Genomic DNA, 26,227 nt, shown 5'->3' on the forward strand with positions numbered 1-26,227 from the left:
ATCGAGAGATTCACGTCCGGATCTGTGAGAGCGTGAGGGTGCGATTCCCTTGCGCTACTCGACTAATGCGGCTCAGCGGGCATGCGCGTTGAACGCGGCGAAGTTAAGTTTTCCGGCAATGAGAAACAAGACCGTGCGCATGGTTTCAAAGCGTGCATATCCACGAGCCTTGCGCTTTGCTGCCTGAAACAGGCCGTTGATCGCCTCGATGAAACCGTTGGTCTGACGGGTCTGGGTCCAGGCAACGATTCCATCGAAATGTCTGCGAACCAAACGGACGACATCCTTCATGGGCTCGACCTTGGAGCGCATGACGTTGGTGCACCACTGGTGCAGCATCTCGGTGACGACGTTGATTTGTTTGCGCTCGAGAATGTCGCGCAATTGTTCTCGGTAAAGCCAGGCGCGCGCGGTGCGATTGGTTGTGTACTGACTGACCAACGCCTCAAGGTCAGTCAGTTGCGCGAGGTTCAGTTTGTCGGCGTCCTTGAGCAACGTCCAACGCATGCCTTTAAGCTGAGGGTCGAGTTTCTGCTGCTGCCGACGTACTTCGTCGAGCGCCTTGGACGCGTGGGCGACGACGTGGAACTTGTCAAAGGTAACTCGCGCTTCGGGGAGATGTTCATTGACGCCCTTGATGAAAGCCGGCGACATGTCGATGCTGACCGAGCTCACTTGCCCGGGCGAGCCGCCGTGCTCGCTCAGATAGGTGGCCAAGCGCTCTATCGTGCTGGCATCCTTGCCTGTGGTGACGAACACGACCCGCCGCGCCTGCATGTCGGCGACCAGCGTCAGATACTCATGACCGCGACGGTACGAGGTTTCGTCAATCGCCACCGCAGTCACATCCGACAGGTCGGGCGCCGAGAGTGCCAGCTCCACATACCGCGAACAGATGGCATGTACTCGATGCCACGACAGATTGACCGCGCGTGCAACGGCAGCGAACGGCATCTGCTGCGCGAGCATCAGCACGAGCGCCTCGAACAACAATGTGAAGCCGCTGAGCTGGCCCACCCAACCTGGCTCAACCAAACGCACTGAACCATCGGGCAGGCGCACCCTGGGCACCCGCACTTCGAGGAAGCACTCGTGCTGGAAGAAATTCAGATGCCGCAGGCGCTTGACTTGCGTGTCGTGCACGGGATGCTCGCCGGCAACTCCGGCATAGCCAAATCGGCTGCCTGCAACGAAGTCAACGGCGATGTTGAGCTGCCGCTGAGCAGCATCGAAGTCAACACTTCGGACATACCAAGGAGCCGTGATACCGAGGGCGGATTCGAACAATTGATTCGTCATAGCAGATTGGCTTTACATGGGTGATTCCCGCATTCTGCCGCAATCACCCATGACTCATCTTACAGGGTGACCGCGCCTCAAGGGTTCGCTGCGCCGGGCTCGCGCCCGCCCTTGACCCGCCAAACCCACCCACTCCAAATTCAAAAGAGGCATAAATCTTTTATATCCAATTTTTGCCTTCATTTTAATCGGTGTACAAAAAACCCTTCGAACGCAGATCGCTTGCGCGGGGGATGACAACGTGTTTTTACTTTCACGCAGAACGGCGAGGACAAATCCGGACTCGGACAAGGACCTTCATCGCTTGGCGCAGCGTAGAGACAAATGACGGTGCGCTCCCTGTCCGCAATGTACCGGGCACTCGCTGCATCTTTACTATTAGCCTGGCTCGAGATCCAACGACTGGAAGGTGAACCCACTGGACGCAATATTGCTGCCGGCTACCCTATAGCTTGCGATTAATGTCGCCGAAGGTCCGCTTTCCCTTCCGCATGATAAATGCGGCCGAACGGGTGCCTCGCGTCGCCTCCAAATGTTAGCCGCGAATCAGGCGCGATCGCTCAGCTCCGTGTCACCTTTATCGCGCCTGCCTTGGCCCAACGCAATGGTGCCGCTTGCCTGGGGACGCATCATCCTGGAGGGCGGTGCTCGCTATCAATCGCTTCTTCTTTCTGGCGAAACGTAACGGACGAAGAGGGTGTGGTGCACTATTTCGGGAGTAGATTGAGCAGCGCGCCCCCGATTCCCTTTATGGTTTCACCGGCACCTTTCGCGCCCCGCTGCGCGCCGACGCCAAGTGCTTTCGCGAAGCCCGCGCCGAGTTTTTCGCTCAGACTTTCGTTCAATGAAAACTTCGGATCACGCAGGTCGCCGTCCAGTTGAAACTTCAATTTGATTTCACCGTGGTGGTCTTTTAACGCCGCGACCGCAGCGTTGGTCGGTATCGAAAGGAATGTGTCGAGGGGATTGCCGTCTTCGCTTTCTTTGAGCTGCAGATGATGTAACGTGAATGTGCCGGGTGCACGGATGCGGTAGTTGCGTACCGTGGCGTCTAGCGAGAGATCGATCGTGCCACTTTTTACCGCTGCTTTCGTACCCGCTTGCTTCAGCAGATACGGATCGAGTTTAGAGATATCGACATTGCGCAGCGTCGTGTGCGTCTGCGAATCGCTGCTCGCGATTTTGATCCAGCCACCGAATGAAACGGTCCCCGTGTGCGACGGGCCCTTGATCGAGCCGGTCATATTCAGCGTCGTGGCGTCGGTAAGCTCAGGGAGGTTAAGGTGATCAACGGTCGCGCCCACATCCGTGATCAGGAGTCGGTAGGCCGGCTTCTGCACCGATTGATCGAAGAACTCGATTGTGCCGCGGGTCAACGTGACGTGATCAATGAACTTTTTGTCATTGGCTCGTTTGGCGGCTGCCGGGGCCTGCCCTTCGGCTTCGCGCGTTGCTTGGTTGAGATTGGGCAGCAGATGCATCCGACCATCGACCGAGCGCACAACGGAAAGGTAGTAGCTATCCACGGTGACGTTGCGAAAATGGACCTGCTTCGCCAACAGCGAGCGCAGGTCGAACTCGAGGGCGACTCGTTCGGCCCGGAAGGTGTCGCCCGCTGGCCAGTCTCGGGGAGCCCGCATACGCACATGCGTAAGCGTGACGTTGGAAAAGCCAATATCGATTTGCTCCACCATGCCGAGCGGCCCGAGCATTTCGAGCACACGCTGCTTCATTTCAGCGACGACGAGCCGCCAGCCGCCCAAACTCGCCAGCACGACTACCGCGACTATCACTCCGGCTAGGAGCGCCACGCGCTGCCCCGTCGATGCTGGCATTCACTCGTCTCCTCATCTGCGCCGCAAGGGGTAGCCATATGAGAGGATCTGCGCAATTTATACGCCTGCCGCCGTCGGCGAGCGGTGAGAGTGACGAACCATTGGTATTGGATGCAGATTGCGACGAGTCCCCGACAGAGACACCGCGCCGACCATGTCGCGTTCCCGAGCGGTTGTTTTTGCGAAGCCGACTGAGATGGCCGACGACCATGACCGGCCCTTGGGCGACTGGCGTCTCCCAGCCGGCCCGACCCCACCTGCGTTAGTCATCGGTCTGCTCCGCCGTGTCGAGCGCTTCATCAACTTCAACAGCCCGCTTATGACTGTCTCTGAGTACCGCGCGCGCCAGGAAGACAACGCGAAAACACGCTGAGGTAGGTGATCGGTTCGCAAATGCTGACAATCTAATTCGAGGACGTGCGCCGAATTGGTCACTTCCTATCGCGTTGGGGCAACAAACCATCCAACATTTGCGCGATCTCAACGGCACTGCCCACGAACGTGACCGGGCCGCCGAAGTCGATCGCGTTCTGTTGCATTCCTACTGGCTTCTGATACGGATCTAAAACCATCGTCAAACCACCAGCCGCATGTATCGCTGCGAGGCCACGGGAGCCATCATCGAGAGATCCCGATAGAACGATGCCTGCTGTTCTCTCTCCGATGTTCCGAGCCATCGACGCGAAAAGCGCATCGACGGTCCGGTTTCTCAACCGATCCTTTGTCCCGTCCACCAAAAACGCCGATCGATCACCGAGCAGCGTCAAAGGCCAGTCAGGACGCCCGATATAACAGCAGCCAGGAACGAGCACTTGTCCTTGGCGGGCTATTTCAACGCGCATTCTAGGACAGCGGGTCAATAGAACCTCTCGCAAACTGCTCCGCTCTTCGCTCGACCGATGAAGCACCACCATCAACACTGCGTGGGCGCGCTCTGGCCATGCGTTTAGCAGTTCAATGATATCTGCAAGACCCTCAGGTCCAGACGCACCCACGCCTACGCAGTACGGATGGTTGTTAGCGGTCAAAGCTTCCTTCATCGAGGTGAATGATCGTCTTTTTTACCGGCTCTCATATGTTCCAGCAGTTCTCTTTGAACACTGTCGAGCGAGGTGATAGAGCACCGATCCCCAATCTACCAGTGGAAGAAAGTGGTCGACGCGACATAGCATGTTCGCGCCTCTTCGTTTCTACATGGCGAGTAAATTGTCATTTCAAAATAGTGAACTTTTTAAGTCATCCAAAACGTCTGGACGACGTGTTGCGTCGCAGCATTTATCGGCCTATGCTTGGAGCAACGCGAGGTCGGCGAGACAGGCGAGACAGAATTCGGTCGCGCGCCTTTCACTGAGGCGAACATGAACGCACCATATGAATTTTGCGGCTTGACCCTTCACGTTTTTGAACAGGATGGTGGCTGGAACTGGGGACTCACAATCGAACGATTGCGAGGAACCGGAGAAAAGGTCGTTGCGTATAGCGATGCACCGTTCTTTTCAGAAGCGCTAGCACGTACGGACGGAATGCGGGCGTACGATGCTGCGCGCTCTGACGTTGAGGGCGTGTAAGAGCGCTCTATCTGAAGAAGCCGTTACGTCTTACCTGTGGACTGGCTCAGCAACCGATCTGTGCTTTGAAGCCGACGGTGTCGGGAACTGAGACCAGAAAACGAAGAAAAAACAGCACGACACGCTGCAGCGGGTCCCGAAATTGCGCTCTCACGAATCGGCATGAGGAAGCCGAGCCAAATTCGGCTCCCTTCTTCCTCTTTGCGATGCAACACTCCCATTGCTGAGTGGCAGCCTTTTCTAGATCAGACATATTTCCGACGTACAGCATTGATTCGGTACGTTCCATTCAGTGTGACGGGATATCTCTGTTAGATATCCAAATCAGGTAGTTAACCACGGAGTGCTTCATGACTTCCTCAGCTTTCTCCCCACCCCTCGCCGAACTTTCAAGGAACTGGTTGCGCGTCTTTACCGAAATTTGCGAAATGCTAAACGCGACCAGTCAGGTCGTTAAAGCTCGCACGGCCCGCATGGCAATGGCCGGGCCGCTACCGAATGAGCAAGACCGCATCGAATTCAGTCTGATGAGTCGCGAAAAAAGCGAGGCAGCGTCCGAATCGATCCAGGCGATGGGCTCGGGGTTCATAAACTTAGGGTTGGCGCTCGCGATGGAAACCAGTAAATATATCTGGGCTACCTCCACCGCGGCTTCGGCGTTGGCGTCAAGTCAATCGACCGCGCAATGGCTTGAACGCCAGGCGGCGCTTTTAAAGATTGCGGCACACTCCCCTGCAAACCCTTTGCAATTGGCCAGTTCGACGGCGTGCGTAGTGCAGGAAAGCCTTGCGCCCATTCACGGCCGCGCGACCGCAAATGCCGAACGTCTGGGTGCGATTTGACGGCCGCCGTGCTGGCGCCGCCGCTTCGCCGAGATGTTCTGCCGGTGAGCAATCACAACGGTGACGGATTGGCGAAGGTCACGTCCAAATTGGACGGCGTGTCGGAAACGATGCTGTGGACGCTCTACGATCGGGCATGCGAAGCGCGTCGTCCCGACGGCGTTCTAGTTGACCCCGACAGCGTGCGCATCTGCGATGCAATCGACTATGACTTCACGGGCCATTTCGGCGACTCCGTCGGTTCGTTCGCCGCACGGGCTGCAGAGATCGACCAGCTCTTGAGGCGCTGGCTCAAGCAGCATCCGGACGGCTTGATCGTGTCCCTGGGTGAAGGCCTGGAAACGCAGGCCCACCGCGTAGACAATGGTCGGATGCGTTGGCTCACGGTCGATCTGCCGGCTGCGATCGAACTGCGCAAGCACTTCCTTCCTTCGTCCAAGCGCTTTCGTCACGTGGCTGCAAGTGTGTTCGAGCCAGGCTGGATGGACGAGATTGAACCGTCCCCCGATGTATTCATCGTCATTCAAGGCCTCTTTATGTATCTTGAGCCTGAAGCGGTGAAACGCCTGTTTGTTCAGATCATCGAGCGCTTTCCAGGGGCCGAAATTGCATTCGACGTGATCCCGCGATGGTTCTCCCGATTGACCATGTGGGGCGTCATGCAAACGCCGCACTATCGCTTGCCGCCTATGCCATGGGGCATCGACGGCGATGAGATAACCACTCGCCTACACAGTTGGTCATCAGGCATCGCAGCGGTAAGCATGCTTGAGTACCGCATACCTCGTGGTTGGCCGAAAATAATGGAAGACCTTTTTCGTATGAACCCGCTGACAAAAAGTCATTTACCTTGCCTGGTGCATCTCAAGGTTAAGAAACGTTGACCGCCGAGTATGGCCATTGATCGCCAGCAATTTCGAACCTCTGCATTTGCGGGACCGCGGAACCCATACGGTTTGATTTCGTAACTGACAGCTGCACGGCCCGCTCTGCGTGAACGATACCGTCGAGTGCATTGTGTCCTTTGACCTCGTAGTTCCGTCCACCCGCAGTTTGACGTTCGCCATCCAAGAGGCCTGCGTATCGAATACTCCTCGGTCTGCTGCGGTCAACACGGTTCGGATTCGCTCACGTCTTGAACGTTCCTGGGGCGCTCCATCCACTCACTGCGTAACCGTGTGTCTATGCGGCAACGACCTTCGCATCTCTGCTTTGCTCGCATTGCCCCTACGCGAGTTCCTTTGTTCGCAGCAGTGGGTGCGCCGGCCATAAATTAACCTTTTCATCGAGTTCCGCGCTATGAAAGACAAGATTGTCACCGCTGACGAAGCGGTCGCGCTGATTCGCGACGGCGACAGCGTCTGCTGCTCGGGCTTTGTCGGCATCGGTACTCCAGACGAATTGATCATGGCACTGGAGCGGCGCTTCACCGGCGCGGGTGAACCGCGCAATCTGACTCTGGTGTTCGCCGCCGCGCCCGGTGACGGGCGGGACCGGGGGCTCAACCGCTTGGCACTGCCGGGACTGGTCAAGCGTGCGATCGGCGGGCATTGGGCGCTGTTGCCGAAGCTCGCTCGCATGGCGACTGACAATCTGATCGAGGCGTACAACCTTCCGTTGGGGACGATGTCGCATCTGTATCGGGACATCGCGGCGCATAGGCCCGGCACGCTTACGCAGGTCGGATTGGGCACCTTTGTCGATCCGCGTCACGGAGGCGGAAAGATCAATGCCAGCACGACCGAAGACCTGGTGAGCACAATCGACATCGACGGCAAGACCTGGCTTTTCTACAAGGTCTTTCCGCTTAACGTGACCCTGATTCGCGGCACCACGGCCGACCCCGAAGGCAACGTCACGATGGAACGCGAGGCGCTCGTGCTCGACGCCATGGAGGCCGCCATGGCCGCCCACAATTCAAACGGACTGGTGATCGTCCAGGTGGAACGGATCGCCGCGAGCGGGACACTCGATCCGCGGGCAGTGGTAGTACCGGGAATTTTTGTTGACCGTGTTGTAGTCGCCCGCCCTGAGACTCACGCCCAAACGTACGGTACGACATACAACCCTGCGTTCTCCGGCGAAATGAAGGTCCCGTTGGGGACGATGGAAAGCCCGGTGCTCGACGAACGAAAAGTGATCGCACGTCGATGTGCCTTCGAGCTACCGCTCGGTGGCGTAATTAATCTTGGTATCGGGGTTCCTGAAGTCGTCGCAGCCGTGGCCGCGGAAGAACGGCTGCTCAGCCACCTGACGTTGACCGCCGAACCCGGCTTGATCGGCGGCACGCCCCAGGGCGGCTTGAACTTCGGCGCCGCAATCAATATCGATGCCCTGCTTCATCAGAACCAGCAGTTCGACTTCTACGATGGTGGAGGGCTGGACCTCGCGTGTCTCGGCATGGCGGAGATCGATCGGTGTGGCAACGTCAACGTCAGCCGTTTTGGACCGCGCCTGGCCGGTGCCGGCGGGTTTATCAACATCAGTCAGAACGCCCGTAGCGTGGTATTCGCGGGAACATTCACGGCCGGCGGCCTCGATGTGATGGTCGAGAATGGACGTCTGCGTATCCTCTCGGAGGGTTCGAAGAAGAAACTCGTCGAGTCTGTCGAGCAGATCACATTTAATGGTTCGCTTGCGGCGGAACGCGGTCAGTCCGTGTTGTATGTGACCGAGCGGTGCGTCTTCCGGCGCGTGCCCGAAGGACTCGAACTGACGGAAATTGCACCCGGCATCGATATAGACCGCGACATTCTTGCCCACATGGACTTCGCTCCCATCGCGCGAAACGTGCGCTTGATGGACCCTCGAATTTTCTTGCCACAGATCATGGGCCTGGCGACGGTGCTACTCGATCTGCAGATGAGCGAGCGGCTCAGCTACGACGCCGGGCGGAACACGATGTTCGCGAATTTCGAAGGCATGGCGATCCGCTCGAACAACGACATCGAAAGCGTTCGGCGTGTGCTCGAGGCGTTCTGCGATCGCATCGGCCACAAGGTTTCGCTGCTGGTCAACTATGACGGATTTCGGCTGGACGAGTCGGAGGCCGATGCGTACTTCGAGATGGAGAGGCAGATGCAACTCAAGTACTACAGCTCGGCGACTCGCTTCACCGCCAGCGCGTTCATGCGCATGAAGCTGGGGGCCGCGTTTTGCGAACTCAATTCTGCATCACATGTTTGCGAAACACATTCCGAGGGAATCACTTTTGTGGAAAGCCAACGCTAGGACGTCGCTTATGGCCCGACTTTCGAGTTACTTCTGCGTCGCCGGCAGCCGTTCGCGAGACTTTCATGAGTTAAGCCGCGGCTGTGCCCTAAGTTGTCAGTTACATCGAGCCATAGCGACCAGCATCGTCAACCAAACCAACACCTTTTCACCGTCGATTCCGACCCACGTGCCGGCCGCCTTATTGCCTTCCATGGTCACATCGCCGCTGCCTCCAGGGACCCGCTTCGCCGGAACGGCAATCACAGACGAAGTCCGGGCAGGTGACAACTTGATGATTCAAACCACGATGGCAAGAGCCCGGCACATTCATTGACGCTATTCCAATCACCATCGACTGCGAATTGAAGAAACAAGGACACTATTTATGAAAGCTTCCGACTTGTTCGTCAAGGCACTGGAGAACGAAGGTGTCGATCGCATCTTCGCCGTGCCGGGCGAAGAAAATCTCGACGTCGTCGAGTCGCTGCGGCGCTCCAGCATCCAGCTGATTGTGACCCGCCATGAACAGTCTGCGGCCTTCATGGCAGCGACCCACGGTCGCCTGACGGGAAGGCCCGGCGTCTGCATGGCCACGCTCGGTCCCGGCGCGCTAAATCTGGTCACCGGCGCCGCCTACGCGCATCTTGGCGCCATGCCGATGGTGCTCATTACCGGGCAGAAACCCATCATGACGGCGCACCAGGCGCGCTTTCAGATAGTCGACATTGTCGCCACGATGAAACCACTGACCAAGGCGTCCCGGCAAATAGTCAGCGGGACCAGTATTCCGACTGTGGTGCGCGAAGCGTTCCGGCTCGCCGCGGACGAGCGGCCCGGCCCGGTTCATCTCGAGTTGCCTGAAGACGTGGCCGCCCAAGAGGTAAGCGATGACGTGACGCTCGTTCCGCTGCATCCCGTTGAACTCCCGGTGGCGCAAGAGGCTGCCATCGAACGGGCTGCGGCTTTGCTGATGAAGGCCGAGCGTCCGTTGGTCATGTTCGGTGCCGCCAGCAACCGGCCGCGACTCGCGGGTCAATCGACCGAGTTCATTCGGCGCACCGGTATCCCGTTCTTCAACACCCAGATGGGCAAGGGTACCGTTGCCGCCGTCGCCCACGACGAGGCCGCAGAGCTGTGGATGGGAACGACTGCACTCAGCGCGCGCGACTACTTGCACGAGGCGATCGACCGCGCCGATCTGATCCTCGCGATCGGGCATGACACCGTCGAAAAGCCGCCGTTCATCATGGGGCCCAAGGGACCTAAGGTCGTTCACGTGGGTTACACGCCGGCCAATGTCGAACAGGTGTTCTTCCCGCATGCCGAAGTAGTGGGCGACCTCGGCCTGAGTCTGGCGAGGCTTGCCGATCACGTTCAAGGCAAGCTTCCGAACGCGGCTGCGCTGGCGCCGCTGCGCGAAGGCATCTTGAGACGCACGCTGGACCGCGCACAGGAATCACGCTTCCCGCTGACGCCGCAGCGCATCGTCCACGACGTGCGCGAAGTCATGCCGGCCGACGGCATCGTCGCACTCGATAACGGCATGTACAAGATCTGGTTCGCGCGATGTTATCGGACACGCAGCGCCAACACGCTGCTGCTCGACAACGCATTGGCGACGATGGGGGCGGGCTTGCCGTCGGCCATGATGGCAGCGCTGCTCTACCCTGCCCGACGCGTGATGGCGGTATGCGGCGACGGTGGCTTCATGATGAACTCGCAGGAACTCGAGACTGCCGTCCGGCTGAAGCTGAACCTCGTCGTATTGATCATCCAGGACGATGCCTACGGCATGATCCGATGGAAACAGGCCGTCGACAACTTCCCGGACTGGGGTCTCACGTTCGGCAACCCCGATTTCGTCAAGTACGCGGATGCCTATGGCGCTAAAGGACGGCGCGTTGAGTCGGCCGACGCGCTGGCGCCGACGCTGGAAGCGGCGTTCCGCGAAGGCGGCGTGCAGTTGGTCATCGTTCCGGTCGACTACTCGGAGAACACCCGCGTACTCGTCGAGGAACTCAAAAACCGGGTTATGGAGGTCGCACAATGAAGATCAAGGCAGCAGTCCTGCAGGCGATGGGCGCAACGCCGCCCTACGCCGTCTCCCGCCCTTTGCATATCGAAGAGATTGACTTGGCACCGCCTGGCGCCGATGAAGTGCTGATCAAGATCGCCGCCGCCGGCCTGTGTCACTCCGACCTGTCCGTGATCAACGGCGACCGGCCACGTCCAATGCCTATGGCGCTCGGTCACGAAGCCGCGGGTGTTGTCGAGGAACTGGGGGCAGGCGTGACCGACCTCCAGGTTGGCGACCATGTTGTCGTGGTGTTCGTGCCGAGCTGTGGCCACTGTGCGCCCTGTGCCGAAGGCCGCCCGGCCTTGTGTGAGCCGGGCGCCGCGGCAAACGGTGCCGGTACGTTGCTGTCCGGTGCGCGTCGTCTCACGCGCGGTGGTGAGGCCTTGAACCATCATCTGGGTTGTTCGGTGTTTGCCGAATACGCGACCGTGTCGCGCCGCTCTGTCGTCAAGATAGATCCCAGGGTTCCGCTCGACGAAGCCGCGCTGTTCGGGTGCGCCGTGCTGACGGGTGTCGGCGCGGTAGTCAACACGGCGCAGGTCAGGGTCGGCGCATCCGTTGCGGTGGTCGGTCTCGGCGGTGTTGGCCTGGCGGCGCTCATTGGCGCGCAGGCGGCTGGCGCCCGGCAGATTGTCGCAATCGACTTGTCCGATGCCAAGCTCGAGCAGGCGCGCGCGCTGGGCGCCACGCACACGGTCAACGCCGGTCGGGCCGATGCGATCGAGCACGTCCGCGCGCTCAGTTCCGGTGGTGTCGAGTTCGCCTTTGAGTTCGCGGGCTCGATCAACGCGCTGGACCTGGCTTACCGCATTACGCGCCGAGGCGGTTCGACCGTCACAGCCGGGCTGCCCCCGTCAACCGCGCTTTGGCCGCTTCCCGCGGTCAGCCTTGTAGCAGAAGAACGCACCCTCAAGGGCAGCTATATCGGCACATGCGTGCCTTCGCGCGACATCCCGCGCTACATCGATTTGTATTTGCAGGGGCGTCTGCCGGTGAACAAGCTGCTCACGGGCCGCCTTAAACTCGATGAGATCAATCATGGCTTTGACATGCTGCACGAAGGCAAGGCGATTCGCCAAGTGGTGGTATTCGCATGAGGCGGTTCGTGGATCTGCAGCACCGACTACCAGGAGATCGGCGGGGACGGCCATGTCGAGGTTTTCGTCAGTGCCAAGTCTCAGGGTGTGCTCGGCGAGGGTATCGCCGACTGGCTGCGCAAGCGCCACTGATGTGCCCTCTTGACCAGGACGCGACGCGATGCAACCACAACTGAAGCACCTGTCCGTGCTCGGCCACGGTGGCTTTCGCAGGCTTGCCTATGCCGAATGGGGACCGCCAAGGGCGGCCCAAACGATAGTCTGTGTGCACGGGGTTTCTCGCACGGGACATGACTTTGACATGCTGGCAGCTGCGCTGGCTGCAGCAGGAGCGCGCGTCGTCGTGCCTGACCTTCCCGGGCGTGGGCGTAGCGAATGGCTCGAATCGCCTGCACACTACACCGACCGGGCCTATACCAGCGCGATGTCGACGTTGATTGCCCGGCTCGATGTCGATCAAGTGGAATGGGTAGGCACTTCACTTGGCGGTCATATCGGCATGCTGATAGCGTCAGAGTACGCGACGCCGGTGCGCCGGCTTGTGCTCAATGACTTCGGTGCGCGCATCTCGGCGGCGGCATTGCGCCGGATCGGCGGTTATTTGACTCGCTCCTGGCGGTTCGCCTCGATCGACGAGGTCGAAGCGCATCTGCGCGACGTTCACGCGCCGTTTGGCAAGCTAAGCGACGCGCAATGGCGTCATCTTGCTCAGCACAGCGCAGTGCCGGACGACGCGGGTGGCTTCCGTTTCCATTTCGATCCAGGCATTGGCCTGCGGTTCGCAATCCCCATCTGGCTGGACGTGGTTCTGTGGCACATCTGGGACAAAATAGACTGCCCGGTGCTCATTTTGCGCGGAGAAGACTCCGACTTGCTGACACGGAGCAGTCTGGACGCCATGCTCAAGCGCGGCCTGGCCTCTAGGGCCGGCAAGGTCACCACCTTCGAATTTCCCGACTGCGGCCACGCACCGGCACTGATGGATGATGCGCAAATCACTGTCATCAAAGACTACCTCTTAGCGGATTCATCTGACTTGCGCGACCGGAAAACGGCCCCAAGGTCACGCGCGACGCCGGTCGGAAGGCCCAACACGAGATCGCCATGATCGAAGACACGATCGTTACAGGCGACAAGGCCGTCGCGTATATCCCATGGCGATGCCGTCAGTTGCTCAGGCTTCGTCGGCATCGGCACGGCCGAGGAACTGATCACCGCTTTCGAGCAGCGTTTCATTGAAACTAAGGAGCGATGGAACCTGAGAAACCCATGGGCCTGGTTGCCGCGCTGCACGATCTGCAACTGACCGATCGTCAGCTATGAAGAAGACCGCAACGTCTTCTTTGCGGACCTCGACGGGATGGCGCCCAACCAAGTCAATCAATTAATTTATCGTGTAGGAGTCCTATAGACTCTCGGCGGAGCTATCAATTTCCATCTACGCCGTTACCGGAACTCATGTCGATACCTGACTGGCCGCGTGACATATGTCCCTGGGCGCTGGTGGATACGCTAAAGATTAGGTGGGTGGCCGACCCGAAGATCGCACCTGCAATTGATGTCTTGAAGGCCATATCCTCCGGCGATGAGGTTTTTTGTCTTTTGGCCGCGGTGACCCAAGATATCAACAAAGAAAGGTTATCTGTAAAGCTAGCCAGTAAAACCGCTTGCGATTCTTGCGCGGGCCTCACGCTCGCCATAATCGAGCGCCGCGTCGAGCGTCAAATGCACGTGTGCCTGAGCAATAACGTCGCAGAGGAAATGACCAACGACACCGCCGCCGTCCTTTCGACTGATAACTGCGGTGACTCGGTAACCCTCTATGGCCGTACTGGACGGCAACGGGCTGAGTACCTCAGACGCGGTGATAAGTATCTCGTACCCATCAACTTCCATTTTTCGCAGCATGAGCGTCTCCCTACAGCAGGAATCCTAGCATGAAGAAACCCCCTATTTTGCCAGTGACGCGATCGTGTGCTCACTACCCGACGCTCGCAACACGCAGACTGCCGCGCTAGGTTTCTGCGACCTATCGGTGCAGACGCGCAATTGCTTCCGCCACCGGCGCGTCCTACTCCAGCATGGTCGATTTCATGACGGCTGACCGTTTGTCTTGAGCACGCCGAACATTCACCGGTCGTGAGTCGCGGCCCCTCAAGAAATTACGGATTTTCCCATACTGTAAGGCCCCCTTCGCGCGTCGAACGCGTCAGGCCTCTGTCGACCCTTGCGCGGCCAGCAAGGCTCGCTGGTTTTACATGTGAGCTTAGCCGGCACTGCTAGCAGAGTTAGCGAACTTCAACAGTAGGACACGGCTGACCCAAACAGCAAAACCCTTATCCATCGACCCCGCAATCGCGGGCGAACCCCTACTTCAAGGGGTGGTACGGGCATTGCGCGGAGTTGAACGCTAACTACTTCCATCAGGAGATCGCCGTGACGAACGCCCCCATCGATGAAACGGAAAATTCAGAACAGACTCCGGAAAAATCACCCACCGACACTTCAAAACCTATCGGCTCCGCCATTCCCGCGCCAATTGAGCCTGGCTTGGATCAGCCACTTCCCGAGAAAAATCGAACGCAATCAAATGAGGACGAGTCCGCTGGCGACGAATCGAGCGAAAACCCCATAGGCGAAACAGAACCTCCGCCAGGCGTGCCGCCGCCCGGACCATCCGACTTCGCTTAGCTTTTGCCTGTCGTCCGCATCTACAGAGGCTGAAAAGCGGTCGATCAATGAAGTAAGGCGTTCCGGCACAGCTTCGTGGCTGCGGCTTTGTCGTATCGCCGGTCGATCCCCAACTCGCTGTCAGCGGCAACCGCGACCTTCTTTATTCAGCGCTCGGCAACCTTTTGCAAAACGCCTTCAAGTTCGCTCAACCTAATACCGATGTCTCACCGAACGCTTATGCCGTCGCATGAAGACCTGCTGATCTACCGGCGGTTTCTGGCCGACCCGCAGCCGGCATCGCGCTGGGTCATGACCGGTCGCAAAGTGGCGCGCGCGGATCCGCACTGGCGGCCGTTCGCGGGACAGCTCTCCCCCGCGAGCGAGCGACAGGCGTTTGTGATTCTGAAAACACTCTTCGCCTGGCTAGTCAACGCGGGCTATCTGGCGGGCAACCCCCTGTCCTTGTCGCGCCAACGGGCACGCAAGGCCAAGCCACGGGTAACGCGCTTTCTGGAGGACGATCTCTGGCAGGCCGTCAAAACGTCGATCGACTCGATGCCCCGTGACACTGCGCGTGAACAGGAACACTACGCACGCGTGCGCTGGCTCATATCGCTGTTGTATCTGATGGGTCTGCGCATCTCGGAAGTCGTGAGCAATCCGATGGGCGGCTTCTTCAGACGACGCGATCGCGAAGGCCAGGACCGATGGTGGCTAGCGATCACCGGCAAAGGCGACAAGGAACGTTTGCTGCCGGCGACGACCGAACTGATGGCGGAGCTGACCCGCTATCGCCGCCACTACGGTCTCGCGGCCCTCCCCTATGGTGGCGAAACGACACCGCTCTTGTTACCGATCGGTGGCACGCACCGGACGTTGACCCGCGGTGGTGTGCACCTGATCATCAAGCAGGTGTTCGACAATGCGATCGACCATCTGCAATCAACCGGCGAAGCGCACGAGCGCGCAACCGAGCGGTTGCGTCAGGCGTCTGCCCATTGGCTGCGGCACACAGCGGGTTCACACATGATGGATGGGCAAGTTGACCTGCGATACGTACGGGACAACCTGGGGCATGAATCGATCTCGACGACCAGCCGATACCTGCACGCGGACGACGACGATCGGCATCGGGCAACAGAGGTCGGGCTGAGACTGAATTGGTAGCAAGATGACTACCGGTCAAAGGTCGGCATAGCAGGTCTGTGACTGGTAGGCAACAAGCGGCCGCTGTTGAGCGCACGGAACGCCTCAAGTCGACCCGTTGGAGTCGGTCGTGATCGGCTGCTTTGGAAAACTCTAGCAGGCTGGTCTAAGTTGGCACCTACTCTTCGTCTTTGACATCGCCCTGTGCCGCCAACGTCCCTGCGGCGGTCGCTTTGCCTTTCAGAACCCACTCAAAGCCTACAGCGATGAGTGCGCCCGCCACGGGACCCACGACATAGATCCAGGTGGTACTGAAGTCGCCGCGGATCAGGTCGGGGGCGAACGAGCGCACCGGATTCATCGACGCGCCGCTGACCGGCGCCGCCCAAAGGCCGGCCAAAGCAATATAGCCGCCCACTGCGAGAGCTCCATTAGAACCGATATTGCGGGCGCCCGACGCGGTGCCAAGGATCGTGCTGACCAAACCGGTCGTCAACAAGACTTCCATCGCAAGCGCCTTAAAATCGCTCACGCCTTGACCGGGCGTCGTAGCGCCTAGCAGTCCTATAGTGCCGAACATCGCTCGCAGGAAGGATGCCGCTGCGATGCCCCCGATGAACTGCGCCCCGATATAGCCCGGCACCCGGCTCCATGGGAAATTGCGACGCACCGCGAAGGCGAACGTGACCGCCGGGTTTAAATGGGCCCCCCCGACAGCGCCCATGAAATAGATGATCGCCATGACCATCATGCCCGGTGCGACAACCTTCATACTCAGGGTTATCACGCCGCCACTCTGAGCACCAACAGCCCCGGCGCCCGCGGCAACGACGACAAGGAGGAATGTGCCCCAGGCTTCTGCGAACAGGCGCCGCCATTCATGGGCGGATTCCAAAAAATCGGGCGTTGCAGAACCGTGCAGCATAAGCTGCTCTTGCGTCGATTCAGTTCGGTCAGCGTGAGCGGACGTCATGATTGCTCCAATGGAAACAGCGTCTATCCGATCAGACAATCTTGCAGGGAATCATCGCGTCCTCATCGAATGAGTAGACCGCACATAGTCGGTGATAGCCGTCGGCAATAATCAGCTTGGCGCGATTTGTGTCCCGGAAGAGCAAGAGAGGGGACAGCTTTTCTCTAAGGATGATTCGTGCTCGATCTTTTTCTACGTGGCTATTGCTGACACCAAGCAGCGATACCCCGGACGCTCTGAAAATGTCCTTCGCTGGAATTAGCGTGATCTCGGCACTTTCCAATTTTTCGGCAGCGGTCCCTGCTGTCTGTGGCTCAAAAATCAGACTCAGGTAGGATTCAGCTGCTGGATAATCATGTTTCTGAGGATTTTTGAGCCATTTAACATTTGCCTTCTTCATGGCCGCACCTTCGCAGGTAATTTAAGTTTTTACACCACATAGCGTAGTTTGTTCTGCTTCGAATCATTTCTCGGGTACGGGTACGCCACCCCTAAAACGATTCCCGGAACCTCCTCGAAATGGTATTTCGGAAATCTGCTCAGCCTCTCGTCCTTCATTGTTCACGAGCGGCAGCTTTCGGGCAAGCATTTGCGACTCGCCGATGACGGATCTTGGCCGGCTGCTGCCTCATACGATCGCTCCGGCCTTTCCCTCATTGAAGCCACTTCCTCACGTCTTTCTCCCACTCAGGATCGCCGCAACCTTTCGGGTTCTCCGGTCCAAGTACGGTAATGTAGCCTTTGCTTTTCATACACGACTCGTACGCACGAACTCTCGAGCATTGATCCGGACCCGCCTTCTTCGAAACCGCTTTGCATTGTGCGATCGTCCTGTCCATCGGACCGAAGTCCATATCGCTCGCCTGATTAAGCATCGGCGCATCGGCATCCGACGCGGAAAACTCGACGGGGCTGGTCTGCGCGCAAGCGCTCAACAATAGACCAGCGAATGCGGTAATGAAGATAGGATGAACACGCGGTCCCATGGATTGGGCTCCTGCTCGAAAGAGGTTGACGAAGCATACCCCTAGGCGGATGCATATCGTGGGGACGGTTGCCATCCGACCCGCGCTCAACTGATACCGAGCAACGCATCGCAACGGCGGACCCCGGTGCTGATCGCCACGCGATGCGCGCCAATTGTGCGCGGCAACCCCACGAACATCGCGTACGCGCACATTTCCAACGCCCAGTTCGGCCGCTGCGCAATTGCCGGCGGGCTGTCTGGGTTCGACCCTCAACCGCCGTTCGATCCGATACGTCCTCAACGACGGCTTCCAAGGTCCAACGGCCATCCGTGTGCTCGCGGAGGCCGGCACAATCTCCGCCAAAGCAGTTAGCCGCACGACAAGCCTGCGATTTGTCGATTGAAAGCTACCCAGCGGACGCAGGCAGCCCTCAAGACCCGAACGTCAGTTACTTCGTCCGGTGTACGCGGACACCTTGGAGAGATAAGGCCAGCCATCAGGGAATCGACGTGCAGCTGTGCAATGCGCTACGTCTACCATGGGTTATGCAGTTGGCTAACCACCGCTGCGATAGCCGACGGTTCAAGTGTGAGCTGAATGTGCCCGACGTTCGGGATCAACGTGACCCGCCAATCCTGCCCTGCTTTGCGAACGATACGTTCGATCTGCTCGCTCCTAAATACTTCGTCGGCTAATCCAGCCATGACCGCGCAAGGTTGCCGTGCGCGTCGGATCGTGTCGATGTAGTCGCGCGGTGGGCGAAAGTTGCTCGCAAGGTTGAAGTCGTATTGCGGGGTGAGCGAGGCGCTGGCCTCGTCGCTTAGCGCGAAGCGGACGACGGTCATTGCGTTGGCGAGGCGAAATCCCAATGCGTTCAGCAGCATGATGGCGAAGATGCGCGGCAGACCTACTTCAGTCCATCCACCGTTGCGCGGGCGCTGCGTAGGCGCCTGATCGCCGATGAACGGCGCCAGCAGCAAGTAACGGTCGAAGAGCTTCTGATCGGCGCTGCCCGCGACGCGCAGTGCGAAACCAGCGCCCGCCGAAAAGCCGACGAGCATCGATGGCCGGAGCGGGCGTACCTCGCGCACGAATCCCTCCAGATCCAATTCCAGGCGGCCGATGCGGTCGATGTGCCCCCTTCGCCCGGATGCGCCATGTCCGCGCATGTCCAGCGCGTAGACCGCGAAACCGGCCGCGGCCATCGCTTTCGCGAGCAGGTGCATGCTGGCGCTGCCCGCCGATGAACCGTGGACGAGCAGGACACTGCCGCTGCCCGTATCCGAGCAGGGTCGATATTGCCGGTACGCCAGCGCCTGACCGTCCTCGGCCCGGAACGTCGACAGCTCCGGCAGATCGGAAAAGTCGACCTGCGCAAACGGCGCACTGATGCTGGACATCGGCGCCGGGCGCCGTGGACCGCCGAATACAAGCGCCAGCGCGATAGTGGCGAGAACAACGAGTAGGGCGACCGCGATGATGATCATGTCAGCGTCGCCTTGTCACGCAAGGGGCACGTAGATGTCGGTCTGCCATTGATCCTGCGGCGTGTCCGGATAGACGCTGAGGTAGTGGAAGAACAAGGGGTGATCGCGCAGTTCCTCCCCACTTGCGGGAAGCGAGTCGCTGTAGATCGGGTAGATCGTTTCGCCGATATGGTCGGTCGATCCCACGTGCCGGACCACCGCGCATCGGCCGCCCGGGATCACGAGTTCGCGAACCCAATCGGCATTCGACGCGACGGGCCCGTCGATCTCGCCGCAGATGTCGAAACGGAATTCGTCGGGCGGCGTTGTGTCTGGGTTGCTGCGCGGGATGCCGAAGGTCCGGCTCGACGACACTGGAGATTGCTCGCTTTGCATGCGCCAGCCGATGAACTTGCGCACGCTTGCGTTGATATGTCCGACCGGCCCACGGTGTTCGAGCGCGGCGACACGGGTTTCGGGAAAGGCGACGATTCTCAACTGCATGGTCAGTGTCCTTGAAAGGTACGGGGTGACGAACGAAGCGCTCCAGACTTGCCAGTTTGGCTGCCGTCGGAATGAACTCGGAGCTATGCCGAAGACGCGCTTGAACGCTCGGCTAAAAGCTTCCGGGCTGTCAAAGCCGGCGTCGAGCGCGGCGTCGAAGACCGAGCAGCCATTGCGTGACGCAAGGCGTCGGGCAGCCAGTCGCAGGCGCATCAGTTGCACATAACGAGCTACCGGAACGCCGGTGTAGGCAGCAAACTGCCGATGAAAATGGAACTTCGAGAAATGCGCGATGCGGCTCAGTAAGTCCACAGACAGATCGCCATCGAGGTTGGCATCGATGTAGGCGAGAACAGCGTCGAATCGCCTTGCGTAGGCGGCCGGAGCAACAGCGTCAGTTTGCATGGTCTGGATCGTGCGGATTTCCGTCATGGTCGCCCATCGTTGGACGGCATACCTAGCCGCGCTTGCTCGATTCTGCCATTGGAGCTTTCTATCGCCCTCTCTCGATTAACAATGCCTTCTGGCTTTTTTCAACAACAACAGCGGCCGGCCTGGGCCGGCCGCTAGGGTCAGACCGCATTGTGAGCGCGGCGTGATATGCGAAGATCGGAGTATTGCTATATCCGAATAGAGGTGGACGATGAATGCTCAGCCCGTCAGTCTCAGCGCAGCATTCATTTCTCGCGATGCTTCGTTGTGGTTTTCCGCCTATGGATTCGGCTGGGGCTACTGCGCCTTCACCATACCAATTGAGGCAGTTTGCGAATACCTCGGCGCGGCGAACGTTTCGACAAAGCAACTCATGCTCGCTTTTGAGTTGAACAGGAACCGGATCTCGAGGGTCGTCAAGCAATTTGAAATCCCCTTGATGGGCGAACGGGTCATCTTGGGCCATCTGGAGGCATAGACCGGCCATCCAGCGCCGATTGGCGCAATCGCACAAGCGCTTCGCCACTGCCGGCCGAAGTGGAACATGTCAACGATCACATCGCTGTCAAAAATAGGTGCCATGCTTGGGACTTCGCTCGCCCGAACGTATCGTATGAGTGCAGCCGGATGTGCTGCAGTCCGACAAAGTTCGGGTGTGCGCTCCCAAACTATTCGTCCCACATACGAAGATTTATCCGCTCCATCGAGCGTAATGCTGGACGATCCCCGTAATAAAAACGTCATGATGGCGATTTACGATCGACTGTTCGCATTCACGGCGCAGTTGCCCGACATCCGCGATTTTCGCTCCAAACCTATGGGAGCGCGGATGCTCGTTCACTTCACTCCGTCTTCGGCTATTGTCGTCGGCATGCTTGTGGTGTGCCTTGTCATGGTGCTCGTATTCGAAGCGACGAACGGGTTTCACGACACATCGAATGCCGTCGCCACGGTTATCTACGCGCAATCGCTCAAACCCGGGCAAGCCGTGGTCTGGTCTGCCTCCTAAACTTCGTCGGCGTGATGGTCGGCGGCATTGCAGTCGCCTAGCACCGTCAATCCGGCGGTCGTCATTCCCACGCACTTGGCGCGCACGTCCGAATCGTGGACTGTCGAACCACCAGGCCCTTGGTTTCCAAGGTCTTTAGCATGTGCGACACCTGCATCGGATGGACGTTGCCGAATCGCGCAAGTTCCGATTGAGTCACCGGCTCGCCAAAGCGACAAAGCCAGGCGGTCATCCCCAGCGTCATGAATTGGAGGTGGGTCAGATCAAGCGGAGCGCGCGCGGTCATCCGCCGCACCTTTCCAATCATTGTCATCGAGATCATCCGCAAACACCCTGCCTGAAAAACCAGCAGAATAGGTTGATTACCCGGCTCGATTTTCAGTCGGCACAATCCCTACAAGGGGCTCAGATTTCGGTCGGCGTAAACACATGTCAAGTTGTCATTTCGGTTCGGACAGCCGCTTAAACTCGCTCCATAGAGTCTTGAGCTTGCCATAGTCCTCTGCCATACGCGATGCTAAAAAGCCTCTTGCATATGCCGCGCCAACTGCTGCATCGGGTGCCGTCACAGCCAAGTCTCGAAGTAAGCCGTCGGCGACCGCCAAGTCATTGCGCCACCCTAAATCATCCTGCAGCTGCGTAAGCGTTGCGGCGTAATTCTGAAGCGTTTTTTTTTCATAAAGCGTGGCGAAAAATTCCATCGCGTACCGGAGCTTTTTCGCAGCTATCCGTGCGCGATGGCGTGTGTCGGGGTCAAGGTCCGGAAGATGCCGTCCCCGCTTCATTAGCTTACGGTGCCGTTCATGTAGTGCTTCGGCAGCGAACTCGCTTACCGGCATGCTCAGGGCATCGCGTCGCTCATCATCCAAGCCTTCGCGCCATTGGGATTGTTCAAACCAGCGCGTCAGTTCAATGACGAGACAGGCGTATCGGGTGGAATCCACCGAGGCTGCAGCCTCGGTACGATGTTGACGGGCGGTTTCTCCGGCAACCCGTAGCATCGCTTGCGCATCAAAGTCGCGGTGCGCATCGCCAAACGTTCCAGACAACGTTGAAGTGGCCAGGACTTCCCAATCACGTGCAGCACCCAGCTTGCCAGCTATCCATTTAAGCTCCGCTTCAAGGGAAACGGGAAAGACTAGAAGGGGTTCGACAAGGTCAATTGCTGAGCGCAGACGTCGAATGCCCACGCGCATTTGATGAACCGGTTCAGCGTCATCGCTTTTTATGACGCCGAGTTCGTTGCCCTGAATTTGAGTGAGGCAGTTCTGTACGATGCATTCAAACGCAGCCTCGACCGTATCTTTCTTTCTCAGCGTTAGTGGCTCCGCCCTCGTTGCGGAATAGGACATTGGGCGGATTAAGTTATAGCCGCGCTCGCCTTTGCTCAAACTACTGATGCGCATCGGGACCACTCTTAACAGGTCCAATGCGAGGTGATAAAGACGGTCTGGCTTGCCAGTCTTGAGCTCCAATTCGACTTCTTGAAAAACCTCGGTCAAGGAGCCACCTTCAATGACGCCATCATCAAGCGCGACCTCCACCTCATCTCCTTCCGGGAATTGGAGCGACAAGACGGTACGCTTGACCCGAGTCGTGAATTGCGGAGCGAGAGCCGTAGCTACGTCTGTCATCGCCAAGAGCTTGGCAACAGATGATTTTTTGGGCATGCAATCCCGGAGCGCACCAATGTCCGGCACGTTCGCCTCCACAGGCGTCTCATACTCTTCTCGGACATACATGCCTGCTTCGGTCGAGCCCTCGGTCTTGAGCGTTTGCACAAACGAATCGCCGACGGCTCTTACGCGTAGGGCGATACCTTCTTCGTGGAAGATTAGGTCGCGGGTATCGAAGTAAGTGCTGATTAGGCGTTCAGTTCTAGGTGGCCCGGCGAGCAACGGGACCAATACCGGCAGCGAGAGAATCTGCTTGAGTTGCTCTTTGTTTGCCTGAAGCTTGATTTCGCGTTCCATGTACGACGCTCCGTTTGTCGAGGCCCGCTGTGTTGTCGGTGGAATGTGAGGCATTTGCAACCGTCCGAGGTTTCCTGTAACGCCGAGCTTTGCGAACAGAATAACCGTTGGCCACCGTCTCGAACGAAAAGAAAAAACCGCACGTCCCATGCACGCTGGTAACTGCAGCGGCCGCGATTCCGGCGGTAACACAGGCGGAGCAACCCGGCCAATGGGTCGCTGCAACGGCTATGGCGGAAACGCCCTAAGCAGCATCCTGCTGCTTTCCGCAAGCTGACACCGATGGTACAGAGTTCGTATCGGTCGACGCGTTGTCAGCCCAATCGCGTCAAGGTCACCCTGATGTAGAGCTTTGATGCACCGAGGGGAGTCGACGCAGCAGCCCCGGCTGTATGGCGCAAGATTTGAGTCGCTAGTAGATCGTTTCACCAAAGACGTTACATATTAAGCGACGCCGAGGTCGACCTTGTTCCAGCGGAAGACAACGGGTGAGGCATTGAATTCCTCGATGCCCCTCAGAATGCGTTCCTTCAGTTCATCGATCGATTTGACTCGGATGTGGCGCAGGAAAGTGCGGGCCATCTTGGAGAAGACGCACTCGATCAGATTGAGCCAGGAGCCATGCTTGGGTGTGTGAACGTACTCGAAGCGCCCGGGGCGCGCGGCGAGATAGGCCATGGTCTCCTTGGAGATGTGGGCCGAATGGTTGTCCAGCACCACGCGAATGATGGCCTCGCTCGGATAGTACTCGTCCAGGCGCTTGAGCAGCGCGATGAACTCCACACTGCGGTGGCGCTCCTCGACGTTGGCGAATATCTGACCCGAGTGCAAGTCGATTCCGGCGAGGATCGATACAGTGCCCCGACGGACATACTCATAGTCTCGCCCGACGGTTGATGCCTTGCCCGGTACCGGAGGCAGATCCGGTGCGGTCAATCCGATCGCCTGAACACCCGGCTTCTCATCGACGCTGACGGTGTAGATGGGGTTGGGTCGCGCATCATGAACGGCGCTCTCCTGGTAGATCGAGACATCCCGGTAGACCATCAGGACTTCCTGCATCTTGCGGTCGAACTCGGGGTCCCGTTTTTCCAGGTAGTAGCGAATCTTGTGGGGCTTGATCTCGTTCTCGTTGAGGATGCGCCACACGGTGCTTTTGCCAGCGTTGGCCAGGCGAGCGAAGCCAGCGGCCTCGGCTCCTTCAGACACAAACCTCGCCAGTGCGGAGATGCTCCACAACTCGGCCGCCAAGCCATGATCCTTGGGCTTGGTGCACGCGATGCTCACCACCCAGGCTTTGGCTTCATCGGTAATCTCGGGTTCATGCGGGCGGTGGTACTTGTCTTTCAAACCCGTCTGCACACCTGCTGCCAGCGCCTTGTCAACGCTGCGATAGATCGTCGGACGACTGATCCCGAGCTGGCGTTGCAGCTCCGTGATCGAAGTGCCCGCGGCGTAGCCCAACAGCACCTTCGCCCGTTCGACTTCGCGCGCGGGCGCTGTCCTCGAGCCCGCAAGTTCCTTGAGCGTCGTCGTCTGCTCCGATGTAAGCACCAGCGCCGCACGTTCGGACTTCCTCGCCATCGTCACCTCCATCAAGAGTTGCGAACGAAACGAGACTATTATCGCTCATTTAGTAACTGTATTGATGGAACGAACTACTAGGTGAATGCACCAGGCGATGGCGGAAGTCAACGCTACTGTAGTCGGCGTCTTGCTCGCGGCGATGTATGTCCCTGTTGGGACAAACGCAGTTTTTGGAGTCGGTGACGTCCCGCTCGCATCCACGGCACTGTTGCGTTTGACTCAGTGGCACCTACCGTCTCGGGGGTAGTGATTCCCACTTCAGCGCCAACGTTGGCGCTGTTATGAAGAATAGAAATCATCAGACGACCGATTTAAATTAACAGAGCAGCCCAAAAATCGGATACCGAAAAAGTCGTCGTACGAGGGGGCGCAACAACCCGTAATCTTGGCGATGGGAGCCATGGGAACGTCTTCAATGCATGACCTCGCTCAGCGATGACGCCTCCAACGGATGCCCTCCTTATGAGGGATTGCCTTTCGGCAAGCGTTCGCTTTACTGTAGGTCATGCGCGCTTCTCGTCGCGCTTTCGGACTAACCCGTCCCCTGAGCAAAATTTGGTGCGGCGCTCCCGCATCGCTTTGCCGCCGCACGGTTTCCGCCATGCGTTTAGTTGAACGCCTTCAAAAAGCTCGGTACATAGCGCCAACCTGCGCGCTACGAGCCGACAACTACTCGCTCTACCTTGACGGACGGAATTTCGGTCTCGAGCTGCACGTCTCGATACCGTCATGGCCAGCCATTGGCAGCGCGATATTTCCAACCTTGCAAGTAACCGTAGACATCGTCACTTCGGTGTCTTGTGCAACAGTTAAGGAGTTTGAGATGAACTTGAAATTGACAATCGCAGTCAGCGTCGCAAGCCTGTTCGCCGCCGTAGGAACGACGTACGCACAAGACACTCCCGAAAGCACCCAGCAAAAGGCGCAGCAGAAAGCGGAAGCACCCCTGCCGGTGCCGTCGAGCGACGATGCTACATATGGCGGTGTGCCTTCGGGACGAAGCATGTCAGCCAGCGGGACTCGCCAAGCACGATGCAGCACTGGCCCCAACTGCGACATATTCTTCGGGCAGTAGGGAAAGACCTTCGAGGGCGGCGGCGCCAAGGTGTGTATTCGGCGCGCCACCTTTCATCCGGGACTGATGCATTCCGCACATAGCGGAACGGTCGACGTCGGAAAACGAGCTTTCACAGGGAGGGCACGATGTTGAACAAGCCAATCCGCGCAAGCACATGCATTGACGGAATATCGATGTCGGCCGAGTTCCATCGGGACACGGGGCGCCTCCGAATATTTGACGGTGCCGTCGTCATCGCAGAATGGTTTCCCCCTCACTCTTGGTTTGCTATAGCGTCCGTCGCCGGATACAGCACATGGGGAACGCGTCCTAATGAGCAGGACCTCGCTTTGGTGCTTGACGATTTTATCCTGCAACGAACGGGCACCCGGGGTCTCGTCCTCCGGTAGTTGGCGAACGCTTGAACATTGACCTAGCGCAAGGCATTTTTATGAAAGTCTGGAGCCGCTTTCGTGTTCGCAAAGAACGATTGACTTCCAAACTTCCC

General features: G+C 58.6%; 22 protein-coding genes and 1 pseudogene. 12 read left to right on the forward strand and 11 right to left on the reverse strand.

Features of this window, described 5'->3' with window-relative positions; genetic code table 11:
* Positions 1 to 72 precede the first annotated feature (72 nt).
* The 3 genes from SBC1_RS35545 to SBC1_RS35555 form a co-directional block, all read right to left on the reverse strand.
* Positions 73 to 1,299 carry an ISL3 family transposase gene (locus SBC1_RS35545; protein ID WP_165105734.1) on the reverse strand — a complete coding sequence of 409 codons (1,227 nt, stop codon included), beginning with the start codon at positions 1,297 to 1,299 and terminating at the stop codon, positions 73 to 75.
* 707 nt (positions 1,300 to 2,006) lie between these two features.
* A complete protein-coding gene (locus tag SBC1_RS35550; RefSeq protein ID WP_165989160.1) occupies positions 2,007 to 3,134 on the reverse strand; it encodes a DUF748 domain-containing protein in 1,128 nt (375 codons plus the stop codon).
* Between the two features lie 431 nt (positions 3,135 to 3,565).
* On the reverse strand, positions 3,566 to 4,174 hold the full coding sequence (locus tag SBC1_RS35555) for a chemotaxis protein CheB (protein ID WP_165105728.1): 609 nt from the start codon (positions 4,172 to 4,174) through the stop codon (positions 3,566 to 3,568).
* 878 nt (positions 4,175 to 5,052) lie between these two features.
* On the opposite strand from SBC1_RS35555, the gene SBC1_RS35560 reads away from it, so the two are divergent.
* The 10 genes and pseudogenes from SBC1_RS35560 (at position 5,053) to SBC1_RS35600 (ending at position 15,771) form a co-directional block, all read left to right on the forward strand.
* The gene (locus SBC1_RS35560) at positions 5,053 to 5,544 is read left to right on the forward strand and encodes a polyhydroxyalkanoate granule-associated phasin (protein ID WP_241202500.1); all 492 of its coding nucleotides are present in this window, start codon (positions 5,053 to 5,055) and stop codon (positions 5,542 to 5,544) included.
* On the forward strand, positions 5,541 to 6,428 hold the full coding sequence (locus SBC1_RS35565; protein ID WP_241202499.1) for a class I SAM-dependent methyltransferase: 888 nt from the start codon (positions 5,541 to 5,543) through the stop codon (positions 6,426 to 6,428). The genes SBC1_RS35560 and SBC1_RS35565 overlap by 4 nt, the downstream gene beginning before the upstream one ends.
* Before the next feature lie 415 nt (positions 6,429 to 6,843).
* Positions 6,844 to 8,775 carry an acyl CoA:acetate/3-ketoacid CoA transferase gene (locus SBC1_RS35570; RefSeq protein WP_165105725.1) on the forward strand — a complete coding sequence of 644 codons (1,932 nt, stop codon included), beginning with the start codon at positions 6,844 to 6,846 and terminating at the stop codon, positions 8,773 to 8,775.
* 367 nt (positions 8,776 to 9,142) lie between these two features.
* Positions 9,143 to 10,807 (forward strand): acetolactate synthase large subunit, encoded by a 1,665-nt coding sequence (locus SBC1_RS35575; protein ID WP_165105722.1) that lies wholly within the window; start codon positions 9,143 to 9,145, stop codon positions 10,805 to 10,807.
* The gene (locus SBC1_RS35580; protein WP_165105720.1) at positions 10,804 to 11,931 is read left to right on the forward strand and encodes a zinc-dependent alcohol dehydrogenase family protein; all 1,128 of its coding nucleotides are present in this window, start codon (positions 10,804 to 10,806) and stop codon (positions 11,929 to 11,931) included. The genes SBC1_RS35575 and SBC1_RS35580 overlap by 4 nt, the downstream gene beginning before the upstream one ends.
* Before the next feature lie 160 nt (positions 11,932 to 12,091).
* Positions 12,092 to 13,039 (forward strand): alpha/beta fold hydrolase, encoded by a 948-nt coding sequence (locus tag SBC1_RS35585; protein WP_165105717.1) that lies wholly within the window; start codon positions 12,092 to 12,094, stop codon positions 13,037 to 13,039.
* Positions 13,040 to 13,458: 419 nt separating this feature from the next.
* Positions 13,459 to 13,872, forward strand: a complete 414-nt coding sequence (locus tag SBC1_RS35590; protein ID WP_165105714.1) for a hypothetical protein — start codon at positions 13,459 to 13,461, stop codon at positions 13,870 to 13,872.
* A gap of 495 nt (positions 13,873 to 14,367) precedes the next feature.
* A complete protein-coding gene (locus SBC1_RS35595; protein ID WP_165105712.1) occupies positions 14,368 to 14,622 on the forward strand; it encodes a hypothetical protein in 255 nt (84 codons plus the stop codon).
* A 65-nt stretch (positions 14,623 to 14,687) separates the two neighbouring features.
* Positions 14,688 to 14,852: pseudogene (locus SBC1_RS40735) on the forward strand (sensor histidine kinase); the annotation flags it as partial.
* Positions 14,842 to 15,771, forward strand: coding sequence for a tyrosine-type recombinase/integrase (locus tag SBC1_RS35600; protein ID WP_241202498.1), 930 nt, complete (start codon positions 14,842 to 14,844; stop codon positions 15,769 to 15,771). The pseudogene SBC1_RS40735 and the gene SBC1_RS35600, both read left to right, overlap by 11 nt.
* Positions 15,772 to 15,928: 157 nt before the next feature.
* Here the strand turns inward: SBC1_RS35600 and SBC1_RS35605 are convergent, their stop codons facing one another.
* The 5 genes from SBC1_RS35605 to SBC1_RS35625 form a co-directional block, all read right to left on the reverse strand.
* Positions 15,929 to 16,723 carry an MIP/aquaporin family protein gene (locus SBC1_RS35605; protein WP_165105707.1) on the reverse strand — a complete coding sequence of 265 codons (795 nt, stop codon included), beginning with the start codon at positions 16,721 to 16,723 and terminating at the stop codon, positions 15,929 to 15,931.
* 31 nt (positions 16,724 to 16,754) lie between these two features.
* Positions 16,755 to 17,123: a hypothetical protein gene (locus SBC1_RS35610; RefSeq protein ID WP_165105704.1), complete on the reverse strand. Its 369-nt coding sequence runs from the start codon at positions 17,121 to 17,123 to the stop codon at positions 16,755 to 16,757.
* A gap of 253 nt (positions 17,124 to 17,376) precedes the next feature.
* Positions 17,377 to 17,709, reverse strand: a complete 333-nt coding sequence (locus SBC1_RS35615; protein ID WP_165105701.1) for a hypothetical protein — start codon at positions 17,707 to 17,709, stop codon at positions 17,377 to 17,379.
* 515 nt (positions 17,710 to 18,224) lie between these two features.
* Entirely contained in the window at positions 18,225 to 19,178 is a 954-nt protein-coding gene (locus SBC1_RS35620; RefSeq protein ID WP_165105699.1) for an alpha/beta hydrolase, read from the reverse strand.
* 15 nt (positions 19,179 to 19,193) lie between these two features.
* The gene (locus tag SBC1_RS35625; protein ID WP_241202497.1) at positions 19,194 to 20,093 is read right to left on the reverse strand and encodes a GyrI-like domain-containing protein; all 900 of its coding nucleotides are present in this window, start codon (positions 20,091 to 20,093) and stop codon (positions 19,194 to 19,196) included.
* Positions 20,094 to 20,304: 211 nt separating this feature from the next.
* Between SBC1_RS35625 and SBC1_RS35630 the strand changes: the two genes are divergently transcribed.
* Both SBC1_RS35630 and SBC1_RS39680 read left to right on the forward strand, forming a co-directional pair.
* Positions 20,305 to 20,571 carry a hypothetical protein gene (locus SBC1_RS35630; RefSeq protein WP_165105696.1) on the forward strand — a complete coding sequence of 89 codons (267 nt, stop codon included), beginning with the start codon at positions 20,305 to 20,307 and terminating at the stop codon, positions 20,569 to 20,571.
* A gap of 234 nt (positions 20,572 to 20,805) precedes the next feature.
* Entirely contained in the window at positions 20,806 to 21,102 is a 297-nt protein-coding gene (locus SBC1_RS39680; protein WP_206366201.1) for a hypothetical protein, read from the forward strand.
* A gap of 61 nt (positions 21,103 to 21,163) precedes the next feature.
* Here the strand turns inward: SBC1_RS39680 and SBC1_RS35640 are convergent, their stop codons facing one another.
* The 3 genes from SBC1_RS35640 to SBC1_RS35650 form a co-directional block, all read right to left on the reverse strand.
* Positions 21,164 to 21,415, reverse strand: a complete 252-nt coding sequence (locus SBC1_RS35640; protein WP_241202496.1) for a MarR family transcriptional regulator — start codon at positions 21,413 to 21,415, stop codon at positions 21,164 to 21,166.
* A 127-nt stretch (positions 21,416 to 21,542) separates the two neighbouring features.
* Positions 21,543 to 23,075 carry a CYTH and CHAD domain-containing protein gene (locus SBC1_RS35645; RefSeq protein ID WP_165105694.1) on the reverse strand — a complete coding sequence of 511 codons (1,533 nt, stop codon included), beginning with the start codon at positions 23,073 to 23,075 and terminating at the stop codon, positions 21,543 to 21,545.
* Between the two features lie 444 nt (positions 23,076 to 23,519).
* Positions 23,520 to 24,659: an IS630 family transposase gene (locus SBC1_RS35650; RefSeq protein ID WP_165105692.1), complete on the reverse strand. Its 1,140-nt coding sequence runs from the start codon at positions 24,657 to 24,659 to the stop codon at positions 23,520 to 23,522.
* Positions 24,660 to 26,227 lie beyond the last annotated feature (1,568 nt).

The sequence above is a fragment of the Caballeronia sp. SBC1 genome (assembly GCF_011493005.1).
Taxonomy (GTDB): Bacteria; Pseudomonadota; Gammaproteobacteria; order Burkholderiales; family Burkholderiaceae; genus Caballeronia.